The following is a 12752-nucleotide window of genomic DNA, read 5'->3' on the forward strand; positions in this document are numbered from 1 at the left end:
TAGTGGAGCGACTTTTCCAAAATGAGGAAAAATGTTAAGGGATTTGGGTGAAATTCAATTGTTTTTTTAAAATTGGAGAAGAACCATAAAAAATTAAAAAGACTCAAAAACAAAGATAATGGTAAAAAAATATTAAGACACGCTCTAAGAAAAGACTGGATTGTGAGAATCCATTTTTCAGAATTACTTAATGATCTCACTACCCTTTAGCCTTCATGTTTCGTTCTTCCCAATTAAGTTTAATTTTAGGCTTTGGTACTTAAATATAGATATATATCATGAGAAACTATAGTTCTGCATGAACTGCCCAAAGTGTAAGAGTTCGAATCATAAAAAGAACGGTATAGTTAGTGGACGTCAACGATACAAATGCTATGATTGTGGATATAACTATTCAGTAGAGATAAAATCAACTGCTAGTTCCACTTCAGTTAAGAGACAGGCTTTGCAACTCTATCTTGAAGGATTAGGATTTCGCTCAATAGGGCGATTTTTAGGGGTAAGTCATGTTTCTGTCCAAAAATGGATAAAGAAATTTGGTCAGGAGGTAGAGGACCTAAAAAGCGAAAATGAGATATCTATTGTTGAACTGGATGAGATGCACACTTACATCGGTAACAAAAAAAATATTGCTGGATCTGGATTGCTGTTGATAGAGTTGGGAAAAAGTTCATCGACTGCTCTTTTGGTAGCAGAGGAACGGAAACTGGACAACTAATCTGGGAAAAATTAGAGAAGAAAAAGATTGGAGAAGTGATGACTGATCACTGGAGGGTATATGCAGAGTTTCTTCCAGAAGCTATTCATACTCAATCCAAAGCAGAAACGTATACAGTCGAAGGATATAATAGCATATTGAGGCACTTTCTGGCAAGGTTGAGAAGAAAGACAAAGTGTTATACTAAGAGTATTGAAATGCTAAAGTACTCTGTCCTTCTATTGATGAAATACAGAAATAAAGAGGCAACTATAGTTAGTTAACAATACCTAATTTTACTTTGTTACTATGACATAATTGGTTTTCTTCTCTGTGCTACTACCTTCTGTATTTTTAACTGTTAATGAGACAGTGTAATTCCCTGGTTTTGTAAATGTATGTTTAGCAGTATAAGCATGTTTCGAGGTAGTTTTGTCTCCAAAATCCCAGTAATAAGATGTTGGTGTACCTCCAGTACTTTTATCAGTGAAATATACTGTTAATGGTGCTTTTCCAGAAGTCATCTCCGCAGTAAATGCAGCTTGTGGTTTTATGGGTTTAGCGGCAAGATCATACATGTATACATCACAATACGAATCACCGGGAGGAGCACTACGATAATCTCCATACACTATTATGTTTCCATAAATAGATGGACTTACTGCTGTTCCACTGGTAGTAATCTGAGTTTTCTTCTTAGTGAAAAGATCATACATATAGATACGTCCCTTGTCAAAATCTTTCCATACTATCCTGTTACCGTTTATAGCAGGCTCGAATGCTGACCCGTCTGTGGTGATCGGAGTTTCCTGCCGAGTTAAGAGATCGTACATGTAGATATTCCCTTTTCCACCTAAATAGTCGTCTGTATTACGCTTGTCTATCCATACTATCCTGTTGTCATATATATCAGGTAGAGATGCTGTTCCACTGGTAGTGATTCGAGTTTCCTTCTTAATGGAAAGATCATACATATAGATATCCGATTTAGTGTAGCTATTACCATTGTTATCTGTATATCTTCCACTACGTCCATATTCCATCCACACTATTTTGTTGCCATAAATTGCAGGGAGTTCTGCATGTCCAATTGTGTTTATCTTCGTTTGTCTGTGAGTTGAAATATCGTACATGTAAATATTGGTGTTATAGGCACTATCCTGATGAGACCACACAATTATATTGCCATAAATATCAGAAATCCTACTTGACACATTACCTGTTATTAGTGAACTTGCAGAAGTTGGAATATCATATACGCAAAGTCCATCGTAACTCCCGTCATATATATCAAAAAAAGACCATACTATTTTATCACCGTATATGGCTGGATCTCCTGTATAATTTGTAGGCATGTTAATCGTGGTGTATTTTCCAGTTTTTACGTCATATACATCAATCTCATGCCAGTATGACCATACTACTTTGTTACCGTAAACAGTAGGAATTCCAGTTGTACTACTAATATCCCATGTGAGTCGAGTTTCTCGTCCGGCTGATGATACTATAGGCAGAATCAAAGTTAGAAACATAGCAATTAAAACTATTGAAATAATCTTACTTCTCATATTTCCTCCCCACTTATATTCCCAAATATTTTCTACTTTCTTTATAATAATATAATCTTTAAACAATTTTGACTTTTCTGTAACAATCTTAACTACTATTTTAATTCTTTATTCATTTAATATATTGATAGAATAACTATCCATTACATAATCATAGCAGCAATGTAAATTCTAATCTCTGTTACTTATAAAAGACATTTATAACTCAAATTAAAAAGCATTAGGATAGCTTCACTTAAGATAACAAATCAAAGTTGCGCCAGCGCTCTGGTTTTAATGGCTATTAAAAATCGAATATTTTCATTTGCTGATATGCTTCTTTTTCTTCCTGGTTTGCCTGGTTTTGAACATAGTTTTTGATAACATCGGAAGTTGTTCCATCTCCTACAGTTCCAATGTAATCTCCATCACTCCAGAATTCACCACCCCAAAGCTATTTTTTGATCTCGGTGTATTCTTTAAAGATTTGTCTTGCTGTAATGCTTTTTATAATTTGCATGACTTTTGAAGGAGAGTATTTTGGCTCAGCACCAACAAAAAGATGGACATGATCACCATCACTACCAATTGCATCAAACTCAAAACAGTATCTTTCACTAATGCCAAAACATGTATTTTTCAAAAATATTATGAGCTCACTTTCTAAAAGAAGTTTTTTGCGATACTTCACACAAAAAAATCATATGGTATCTTATTTTGTAGACACAATGGTCTGCATGTCTTAATTCCATCGACAGTACAAAGGTAATTAAGAATATAAAATCAATTAGTTTACAACGGTTATCGGGGAAGTTTTCCATCCCCGCAGCAAGCTAGCGGGGTATTCGACTGAAATAAATTCCTCATAAAATTTCCCTCCACGCCCGCATGTTCACGAAGTGAGCAGATATCGGCGACCACTGGCAAAAAGGAGAAAAGGAGAATCGGCAGAATGTATACTCGATATATACTTAAGTTTTTTGATTTGTGATGATACAGACACATTATTTATCGGATCAAATAAACCATGACTTTTTTCTTGTTTTAAGTACAGTCTTCTTCTCACACTATTACCGAAACTGAGATTAATCTGACACAAAATCTTTCAACTTGTCTAAGAGCGTGTCTTAAAATTAAATCTGATCCTACAATTGGAATGGGACTTATGCATTTGAACTGAAAAACGGTATATTAAGCCGTTAAATGCCTAAAGTGTAAATTATAACCATGATGTCTAATGTACTTGATTTTATACATAAAACAAATAAGTTCAATGTAAAAATTTACGGTTTGAGTTTAAAATCAACAATGCCCACTATCCAAATGTAGAAATGTTTTGAATTTTAAGACACGCTCTTAGCCAAGCTCCTTACAATATCCCGATGGATAAGTTACAGAAATTTCGATAAATTTCCAGTGGAATCATCTCGGGGACGAGAACCTATCCCATCCCCGTGTTCAATGTAGATAATGTGAATGATTTCAATGACAAAAAAGATGTTTTTAGGCGTAAGGATCCCTTAACGCCCTGTTGACTCGAAATTCCTGCGCTCCTCAATAGTCTCTTCCGGTTCCTATCAAGCTTCTCCTTAGCAAGCTTTGTGACGAGCTAAAGTGGGTTTGACCTCCTCAATGGGTTTCGTCTCGAACACGCCCGCAGCAACAGCCTTTGACCAGATGTCATTTCCCACCCTGGCACAGACGAAGACCGTGGGCCATTATGCATAAAAAGCTTAATCAGTGGATTGAATTTGATATTATTTCTTTATTTTAAGTCCTTCAATTACATAAATTTTCAAAACCTTCAGAATTTTAAAACATATAAAAATATTTATAAGAGTTGGCAAACTCTTTAGAAGAGGAACAATTTTATGATTTTGGGACTAACCAAAAATATGCTCATAGTTCCCGAAGAGTTCACATTACCTAAAATCATTAGTACATACTGGAAACAAATAATCAACAAGGGATGAATTTTAGCCATCTTTGAATAAAAGGATTTTGAGATTTTTTTTCTGACATTCAGGTTTTAAGAAGGGCATATCCTGCTAAATAACATGAAATCGGAGGTTCCTGAGATGAATAAACCCCTTAAAATTTTAACATACTTGTTATTAATACCTACAGGTTTGATTGTGCTTTTTTATGGGAGCTTATTTGTGCTTTTTATGTTAATTGGCAGTTGTGATCAAGCCTATTATTATGGAGATATGGTTGACATCGGACCCATTGATTACAATTCCATTGTCACAAAAGCAGAGAAAGCAGGATATGATCCCAGTGGACTCTATACAAGACTGGACAAAGCATATTTGATAGAACCTGGAAATGTCGAATCGCTTGAGAAGAGGTTTAAAATAGACTACAGGGTATCGAGAGTCGAGCTCTACTACGACTTAAATACGTATCTCGAATTTAAAAAGGATGAGAATAATCAAACGCTTGTAACACTCTATAATTATTCGCATCATGATGACGCCGGTGATGTTACTCCACAGCTGCCTTCCATGTTTCCGGACGACTCCTGGATGCTTAAGATGCTCGGAATGAGTTTAGGACTTAACGAAACTGATTCCGGGGAATTACTTAAAAAGCTAAAGAATAAGGCACCAGACCAGAAAGGGTTTGTGAGTCTGACTATAAATGAAAGTGTGGATTTTCCAGCAGTCTATACCTACCTGAACCAGAGCAGCACAAAAGCTGTCACTGGACCTGATACGTGGAATGGGGACAAATATGAGGACAAATTTTACAGAAATGATAAAAAGATTGGGTACGTAAGGTTTGTTATCCCCGAAACTACCATCACTCGGATGCATAATTCCAATAAGTACAGTATCTATGTGAGCAGTTCGGGACTTGTACGTCCAGATATTTCGATGCCCTCAGGCAGCGCCGGACAAGAAATCTCTGAAGAGGAGTACAGAACAGTGTTCAGGGAAATGTTCGAAAACGTTGGCCTACCTGCCGACAAAGTTGATGAAATCAAATTAAATTACACTCCAAGTATCTGGTGAGACCTTTCCCACTCTCTCCATCTCCGTTTATTAAGGTCGCAGGCACAACAACTGCAAAGAGGAATTTTCTGTCTCAAAAAAATCCTGATAATTTTTTTGAAGAAAGGAAATAAATAGAACTGTACATTGAGAGTCTCGGGACTGAAGACCTACCGCAACAAGTTTCCAAACCTTACCTGATCCTTGTAGAAGTCTCCAATGTCTAAATTACCAGTTATACCGGAAAAGAACTTGTAAATGCATTAGAGAAGGCTGGATTTATTGTTGTGAGACAAAAAAGAAACCACGTATCGCTTCAAGAGATAACTAATGAAGGAACTTACGGGAAAATTGTTCCTTTACATACAAGACTTGCTAAGGGGACACCTCTTGATATCACAGTACCGAACGTTACTCTATATTATAGACTTACTACGACTTTTACAAAACGCCATTTTTGACTTTTCAGAATGCAATTTGGTGGTTTAAATACCCGACAGTTCATCAGGCAAGCTACGAATATTTAAATAAAAATTCCATAATAATTATCTTATTAGCTTTTACCCAGAACTGGTATTAGTGATTCAAGGTTAAATTGTAAGCGTTGCACAATGGGGAGGGTGCCAAGCGCTGAGATAATAACCAGTTCAGTAACCAGTTTAATGATTGCGGGAGCATTGAAGAGGTAAATAACATTCTAAGAATCAGCTGAAAACGTAGCTACTGATTTTGCAGGCTTATGTGGATAGCAAAGATAATTCTTAGGATAGTGGGACTATATGGAAAAAACTTCGATTACGTCAATGACGATAGAGAGGATAACTCTTTGAATATGTGACCAATCTGACCATGTAGTTTTTGTAAGAAGCGACCTGAAGGCAAAGCATGTCCTGAAGGCTGCATTTACTATAAAAAATTGGTATTAGGTTGTGAGGAATTTGCATGCCAGAGCCTTCTGAACGAGAGGGAATCCGCGAAGCGTGGGACATATACAAGAAGCATACCCTATCTAACAGCATTATCAACGAGATGGTCATACGGGACGATGGGCTGACGTTCGTAACGCAAGAGAATGGCGAGATACCTATTATAGAAAATTATGGGTATGGCCTTTATTACCACGATTGCAGGTACCTGAGCGGTTTTCTAATTCGACTCATGGACACGCCTCCAACACAGGTTTTATCCAGCGACGAGAGGGGGTTCAGATCAACTCTTATGGTTACCAACCCCGAACTGAAGGATTGCATGGGTATCACCGTCGCCAAAGAAACGCTTCTTGGCACTCTGGCCACGGTCATACCGGGCTGCATTCGGCAAAGCCATACCATCCGGAACTTCAACACGTTCCCTGTGACCTTAAACCTGACTTTTGAGTTCGACGCAGATTTCGCAGATATGTTCACCATCAGGGGCATCGCCCCACCGACTCCTGCAAAAGTGCTACCAGCCAGGTACGATGGTAAAAACCTTTACTTATCCTATGAGGGGGATGATAAGCTTCGTCGCAACACGATTATCGCATTTGAACCATCGCCCACGAGTGTAGAAGGGAAAGTATGCACCTTCGAGCTGAAGATAGCCCCACACGGGTTGCAGACAGTTAATGTGGAAATCTCCGTAGAGGAGATTAAGCCCGGCCAGGAACCGGAACGGCCAGTGGAAAATCCCGATCAGCGAATGAACCAGATCATGAGGTCCTACGTCGCAGCCCTCGAATGCTGCGACTACATACCGACCAGCAACAACATTTTCAACAGCATTATGGTTCGCTCGCTTGCCGACCTGAACATGATGCGTATGACCCTTAAGGGAGACATGTTTCATTCGGCGGGGATACCCTGGTACGACGCGCTATTCGGGCGGGACAGCATTATCTCGGCACTCCAGCTTTTGCCTTTCGAGGCGGGGCTGGCAAAGAGCACGCTGCTGGTGAACGCAAAATTCCAGAGCAACAGATCAGACGACTGGAGGGACCAGGAGCCCGGTAAAATTCTTCACGAACTGAGGCTGGGCGAGCTGGCTAACCTGAACCTGATCCCACAGACACCGTACTACGGTACTGTCGACGCCACGCCCCTGTTCCTGATCCTCCTGACCGAATACGTGAACTGGACTGGAGACATCGAATTGGTCAAGCAGCTGGAAGGCAATGTTAACCAGGCCCTGAAATGGATCGATGTTCACGCCAACATGGAAGGAAATGGCTTTGCCTACTATGCGGTGAAATCCCCATTGGGCATTTATAACCATGGCTGGAAGGACTCTCCCGACTCGATTAGCCGCTCAGATGGCACGCTGGCGAAACAACCGATCGCCGTTGCCGAAGTACAGGGATACGTATACATGGCGAAAAGGCAACTTGCGCCGCTGCTCAGGCAGCTGGGCCGGGAAAGTGACGCGGCCAGGCTGGAGAAAGAGGCAGGAGAACTGAAAGAGAGATTCAACCGGCAGTTCTGGATGAAAGACAGGCAATTTTTCGCTCAGGCACTGGATGCGGAAGGCATATGTGACGTGATATCATCTAACCCGGCGCAGTGCCTGTGGACAGGAATCATTGATCAAAAATATGTAGAATATCTGGTCGACAGAATTTTCAGAGGCGACATGTTTACCGAATGGGGCATTCGCACACTGTCCTCGAAAGAGCAGCGGTACAATCCGCTAGGGTATCACAACGGCACGGTCTGGCCGCATGACAACGCGATCATTACCATGGGCTTGAGAAAGTATGGGTTCATCAATGAAATGTCCTTATTGTTCACGGGCATGTACGAGGCTGCCAGGGCGTTCGAGGAATACCGTCTGCCGGAGTGCTTCTCTGGGCTGGCCCGCTCGGAGTACCGCATCCCAGTGAAATATCCGGTAGCCTGTAGCCCGCAGGCGTGGGCTTCTGGGACCATGCCATTTATGCTCACAGCCTGCCTGGGCATAGCTCCTGATGCCTTGAACAACCGGCTGATCATCAACAAGCCTCATCTGCCTTCATGGCTGGACAATGTGCAGCTCAATAACGTGACGGTAGGAAACACGCTGACAGATCTGAATTTCAGGCGGATCGAAGGAGAGACGCTGGTCAATGTATCCAAGAAGAGCGGGGATATCAGTGTGGTCATCGAGTATTAATGCTGGGAACTAAAAGATGCCGGGAACTAAATAAAAAAATTGAAGGAAACCGGATTAACAATAGAATTAGGAATTAGGAGATCGTATGGCAAAAGTATCGATTTACACCATAAGCACCTGCCCGATGTGCAGGAAAACAAAGGAATTTTTCCGATCCAGAGACATACCATTCGATTTCATAGATTTCGATCTCGCCAGCGAGAGTGAGCAAAATAAGATAGCGTCCGAGATGATGAAGGGCACCGGCGATATAGGCTTCCCGTTTGTCAGGATAGGCGATGTTGTGGTCATCGGGTTCAATCCGGAGAGGTTTGAGCAGCTTTTGAAATCGGAGAATCTCGAACCAACAACCAGCCAGGCTTAATGGAGACGGTCATCATGGCAGGAAACCAGAACCTTTTTTCACAATATCGGATGGGCGATCTCACGCTGCCAAACCGCATAATTATGGCGCCGCTGACCCGCAACCGTGCAGGGGATGCCGACGCCCCGGTCCCACTGATGGTCACTTATTATGTGCAGCGAGCTTCGGCAGGCATGATTATCTCCGAAGGCTCTCAGGTTAGCCCGCAGGCGGTAGGCTACATACATACACCGGGCATATACTCTGCGGCACAGGTTGCTGGCTGGAAAAAGGTAACAGACGCCGTTCACAGGGCTGGCGGCAGGATTTTCATCCAGCTCTGGCACGTAGGAAGGATCTCTCACCCCGACTTACTGGGTGGCGATCTGCCGGTCGCACCATCCGCGCTACCCGTCGAAGGCTTTGTCCACACACCAGGTGGAAAAAAGCCAATTCCGGTGCCCAGGGCTCTCGAGACTGACGAGGTGCCGGACATCGTCAGGCAGTTCCGACAGGCGGCTGAGAACGCCAGGACCGCTGGCTTCGATGGGGTAGAAATCCATGGCGCTAACACCTACCTGCTGGACCAATTCCTGCGGAGCGGGTCCAATAAGCGAACCGATAAGTACGGCGGCAGCCTTGAGAACCGGGTACGTCTGCCGCTTGAGGTCACGAAAGCCGTCATCGAGATATGGGGCGGCGACCGTGTCGGCTACCGCATCTCTCCGCACAATACCGCTCATTCTATGTCGGACTCCAATCCCAGGGAGACCTTTTCCTATTTCACCAGAGAGCTGAACAAAACGGGCCTGGGATACCTTCATTTAATCGAGTCCATCGGAGGCCGGACGGAGTTCGTGCCACCCGAGGCACGGCTTGGGCCTACCCTGCGCAGAATTTTCGAAAGGACATTCATACTGAACGGCGGCTATGACCTCCAGAGCGGGAACAAAGCCATTGCCAGCGGCGAGGCCGACCTGATCGCCTTCGGAGTGCCGTTCCTGGCCAATCCCGACCTGCCAGAGCGCTTCAGGCAGAATGCGCCGCTGAACGAGCCGGACGTGTCCACCTTCTACAGGGGCGGCGCGAAAGGTTATACGGACTATCCGGCCCTGGTCGTAGATGACGAGGCTCAAACACGGTAATGTAAAGCCTTCGGGGGGCAGGCATATTTGTAGCTTCTATACTAGCTTGAAAAAAATTCTCAGCCTCCGAAGACTTTACAGAACCCCTTCCATTAAAGGTAATCTGGATGGAGCCCCGGCTAGGGTCATATTTGTAAGGGATGATCCTTTTAAGGATGGTCCCACATGGAATAACTCTTCCAATTAATCTGCAGGCTCTGAGGATTTGAGCCCAAATCCTCAGCAAAGGGAGATTTGCTCTTAGATTCGAACCGGTAAGATGCATTTTCCTGTTCACGCTCTTTTCTCAAATGGAATGAATCCTGCTAATCTTTCTCTCCTTTGCGATATATTCGTCCTTTCCAAAGGGATGACACACGAAACCGTGGCGCATTATGGCTACAGCCCTGGCCGCATTGCTGTCCTTATCTCTTGATCTGAACAGCTCTATTACGGACTGGGTAATTATGGAAGCCGGTATTTCTTTTTCGATGGCTTCTTCCACGACCCAGTTGACCTCTCCGGTATCCTCCACATAATCGGGTACTTCTCTAAGCGAAGCGAATTCCTTAAGGCCCTTTTCCATTAGTTCTACCAGCAAGCCTCTTATGACCGAGCCGTTTGACCAGACATAGAAAACATCGGGCAGGTCAAGGTCAAAATCGCTCCTGCACAGAAGTTCAACCCCCTCTCCGATAGCCTGCAGCATTCCAAATTCGATTCCATTATGCACAAGTTTTACGAAGTGCCCGCTTCCGGGAGCTCCCGTATACAGATAACCTCCTTCCACTGCCAGGGCTCTAAGAATGGGTCCGCAAATTTTTACCGCCTCAGGTTTTCCCCCAACCATAAAACATGCCCCATGTCTGGCTCCTTCAACCCCTCCACTGGTCCCACAGTCCACAAAATGAATTCCCTGTTTTGAAATTTCGGCTTCCCTTTGTATGGAATCTTTATAATAAGAGTTCCCTCCGTCCAGGACCACATCTCCTTTGTCAAGGTAAGGTAAAAGCTCTTTTAGCACATTGTCAATCGTCTGGCCTGCTGGCAGGGAAAGGAAAATTACTCTGGGTTTTCTTAGAGAACTTACAAACTCTGCATATTCTTCCACAACTCTTACGCCTTTCCCAGTAAGCTCAGGTTTAGGACCCCTGGCTTTTCCGACAACCTTTATCCCCTTTTCCGTACATTGAAGGGCAATATTTCCCCCAATTTTGCCAAGCCCTATTATTCCAAGTTCCATCTTCAGACCCCTCTTTTCCGTTTAACTATTTTCAAATTTATATGTGAAGATCATTTAGTTACTGTAAAGTCTTCGGGAAATGGATTGGAGATGGGTATACTTATAGTTCTATATTAGCTGAAAAAAATTCTTATTTCCCGAAGCTTTACAGAACCGGGGTCGACTTTCTGGACTGGCTTCAGAGCTTACTGAAAATTTATCGTAGCCCCTGTAGACTACATAGAACCCTGAAAACTTCCCTCCACGCCCGCATGCTCGCGAAGTGAGCAGATATCGGGCGATCACTGGCAGACCTATTACTGCAGTACAGCTATTTCGCCTTATGGTGTCTGAAAAAGAGTCATCAATAGGGATATATAAGTATAATAACAGATTATTAAATCACATAAACAGAGGGAATTATTATGTCGAAACCTATTGAGTTCGGGCTTGTCCTTGAAGGAGAGGACGCAAAAGAATTCATAAAAAATGAAAAGAATCCTGTAGTGACCAATGAAATGGTAGAGATGTTCAAAAAAGCTAGAGAGATATATGATAAAAATAGGTTTTGAGTTTGTCTTCTATTATTCCAAATTCCGAACTTATTATATTTCCTCTGGCTGAAATCAATGACTTTTCTTCTTTTAGTTGTGCAAGTCCTGTATTAAATGATTTTTTGAAAGAAGATGCTTTTAACGATCAGGAAGATTTGATCAGTAAAACGAATCTATGCTTCTGGAAAGATGAACTGGCAGGATATATTACTTTAGCAACGGACACAATCGGAACTAAGGAAATATATGTGTCAGATGGACTCAAGCGCTATAAGTACAGCAAATATCCGGGAATTAAAATTGCACGATTAGCAGTAGACTCGAGATTTGAAAGAAGAGGAGTAGGCACATACTTATTGTTTGCCGGGATAGGTAAAGCGTTATCAATTTGCGACAGTGTAGGTTGCAGATACATTCTTGTAGATTCAAAAAAAGAATCAATCGGCTTCTATGAAACCTACTCTCGGCAGGTCGACATTAAAATCCATTTATTTTTTCTATTGATACGTTTTTTCAGAACTTTTAAACTTCAATTTAAATCAAAAATTATTAAATGTTAACCATAATATAATAAATATGTATTTGGAATAGATTAGATAAATGATAAATCGTGTTAAATATATAGTCCGTATGATACTGTTTTTAAATGAAAATGCAAAAAATAACAATTAAGGATTTTAGATGTTAGGATGTGCTTGCTGCCGAATGTAGGTTATTAAATCTGCGATAGGGGTTCAAACCTACATTCGGCAGCAAGCACATCCTAACATCTAAATATTATTTATTGTTATTTTTATGGATAAAGTAAAAAATCAATTTCAAACGGACTATATATCTAATCCAATTTGCCATTTTTCTAGTTTAGCATAATTATATATTAATGATGTTATGGTTAACGTTTGGTAAATTTTAATTTAAATTTAATTTTAAAAGTTCTGAAAAAAACGATATCAAGAGAAAAATTGAATAGATTTTTATGTCGACCTGCCGAAAGTGGGTTCAAATGCAAAAACTGCTGCATTTCTAGATGCTTGTCGAGGAATGGCTAAGAAGAACGTTAAGGGTAAGGAGAGTAGTGGAGTGTTTGCGCTAAATGGAGAAAAAAGAAAGGGATTTTAGCGAACTACTGAAAGTATATGTTTA

At 41.7% G+C, this 12752-nt stretch carries 11 protein-coding genes and 1 pseudogene; 9 read left to right on the plus strand and 3 right to left on the minus strand.

All coding sequences use genetic code 11. The annotated features are described in order from the left end of the window. Positions 1–298: 298 nt before the first annotated feature. A protein-coding gene (locus tag ACZ5A8_RS09190) for an IS1 family transposase (RefSeq protein ID WP_464533492.1) occupies positions 299–981 on the plus strand; the annotation gives its coding sequence in 2 pieces (ribosomal slippage) (positions 299–626 and positions 626–981; 684 coding nt in all). A gap of 12 nt (positions 982–993) precedes the next feature. Here the strand turns inward: ACZ5A8_RS09190 and ACZ5A8_RS09195 are convergent. Together ACZ5A8_RS09195 and tnpA are read right to left on the minus strand one after the other, a co-directional pair. Next, the gene (locus tag ACZ5A8_RS09195) at positions 994–2331 is read right to left on the minus strand and encodes a PKD domain-containing protein (protein ID WP_464533494.1); all 1338 of its coding nucleotides are present in this window, start codon (positions 2329–2331) and stop codon (positions 994–996) included. A gap of 217 nt (positions 2332–2548) precedes the next feature. Then, a pseudogene (gene tnpA / locus ACZ5A8_RS09200) lies at positions 2549–2996 on the minus strand (IS200/IS605 family transposase). A gap of 1458 nt (positions 2997–4454) precedes the next feature. Here tnpA and ACZ5A8_RS09205 point away from each other — a divergent pair. The 5 genes from ACZ5A8_RS09205 (at position 4455) to ACZ5A8_RS09225 (ending at position 9854) form a co-directional block, all read left to right on the plus strand. After that, on the plus strand, positions 4455–5261 hold the full coding sequence (locus ACZ5A8_RS09205; RefSeq protein ID WP_464533496.1) for a hypothetical protein: 807 nt from the start codon (positions 4455–4457) through the stop codon (positions 5259–5261). Between the two features lie 206 nt (positions 5262–5467). Then, positions 5468–5701 (plus strand): type II toxin-antitoxin system HicA family toxin, encoded by a 234-nt coding sequence (locus tag ACZ5A8_RS09210; protein WP_464534080.1) that lies wholly within the window; start codon positions 5468–5470, stop codon positions 5699–5701. Positions 5702–6182: 481 nt separating this feature from the next. Next, on the plus strand, positions 6183–8366 hold the full coding sequence (locus ACZ5A8_RS09215) for an amylo-alpha-1,6-glucosidase (protein WP_464533498.1): 2184 nt from the start codon (positions 6183–6185) through the stop codon (positions 8364–8366). 85 nt (positions 8367–8451) lie between these two features. After that, positions 8452–8730 (plus strand): glutaredoxin family protein, encoded by a 279-nt coding sequence (locus ACZ5A8_RS09220; protein ID WP_464533499.1) that lies wholly within the window; start codon positions 8452–8454, stop codon positions 8728–8730. 14 nt (positions 8731–8744) lie between these two features. Continuing rightward, on the plus strand, positions 8745–9854 hold the full coding sequence (locus ACZ5A8_RS09225; RefSeq protein WP_464533501.1) for an alkene reductase: 1110 nt from the start codon (positions 8745–8747) through the stop codon (positions 9852–9854). A 286-nt stretch (positions 9855–10140) separates the two neighbouring features. Here the strand turns inward: ACZ5A8_RS09225 and gnd are convergent, their stop codons facing one another. Next, positions 10141–11076 (minus strand): phosphogluconate dehydrogenase (NAD(+)-dependent, decarboxylating), encoded by a 936-nt coding sequence (gene gnd, locus ACZ5A8_RS09230; protein WP_464533503.1) that lies wholly within the window; start codon positions 11074–11076, stop codon positions 10141–10143. Positions 11077–11480: 404 nt separating this feature from the next. On the opposite strand from gnd, the gene ACZ5A8_RS09235 reads away from it, so the two are divergent. The 3 genes from ACZ5A8_RS09235 (at position 11481) to ACZ5A8_RS09245 (ending at position 12728) form a co-directional block, all read left to right on the plus strand. Continuing rightward, positions 11481–11627, plus strand: coding sequence for a hypothetical protein (locus ACZ5A8_RS09235; protein WP_464533505.1), 147 nt, complete (start codon positions 11481–11483; stop codon positions 11625–11627). A 2-nt stretch (positions 11628–11629) separates the two neighbouring features. Next, the gene (locus ACZ5A8_RS09240) at positions 11630–12169 is read left to right on the plus strand and encodes a GNAT family N-acetyltransferase (protein ID WP_464533507.1); all 540 of its coding nucleotides are present in this window, start codon (positions 11630–11632) and stop codon (positions 12167–12169) included. Positions 12170–12602: 433 nt separating this feature from the next. Continuing rightward, positions 12603–12728: a hypothetical protein gene (locus tag ACZ5A8_RS09245; RefSeq protein WP_464533509.1), complete on the plus strand. Its 126-nt coding sequence runs from the start codon at positions 12603–12605 to the stop codon at positions 12726–12728. Positions 12729–12752 lie beyond the last annotated feature (24 nt).

It is taken from the genome of Methanosarcina subterranea, assembly GCF_055385895.1.

What these genes read in the sequence shown, in the direction of transcription:
- ACZ5A8_RS09205 (WP_464533496.1), top strand. Translation starts at nt 4,455, where the DNA reads ATGGTTGACATCGGACCCATTGATTACAATTCCATTGTCACAAAAGCA.
- ACZ5A8_RS09215 (WP_464533498.1), top strand. Translation starts at nt 6,183, where the DNA reads ATGCCAGAGCCTTCTGAACGAGAGGGAATCCGCGAAGCGTGGGACATA.
- ACZ5A8_RS09220 (WP_464533499.1), top strand. Translation starts at nt 8,452, where the DNA reads ATGGCAAAAGTATCGATTTACACCATAAGCACCTGCCCGATGTGCAGG.
- ACZ5A8_RS09225 (WP_464533501.1), top strand. Translation starts at nt 8,745, where the DNA reads ATGGCAGGAAACCAGAACCTTTTTTCACAATATCGGATGGGCGATCTC.
- gnd (WP_464533503.1), bottom strand. Translation starts at nt 11,076, where the DNA reads ATGGAACTTGGAATAATAGGGCTTGGCAAAATTGGGGGAAATATTGCC.
- ACZ5A8_RS09235 (WP_464533505.1), top strand. Translation starts at nt 11,481, where the DNA reads ATGTCGAAACCTATTGAGTTCGGGCTTGTCCTTGAAGGAGAGGACGCA.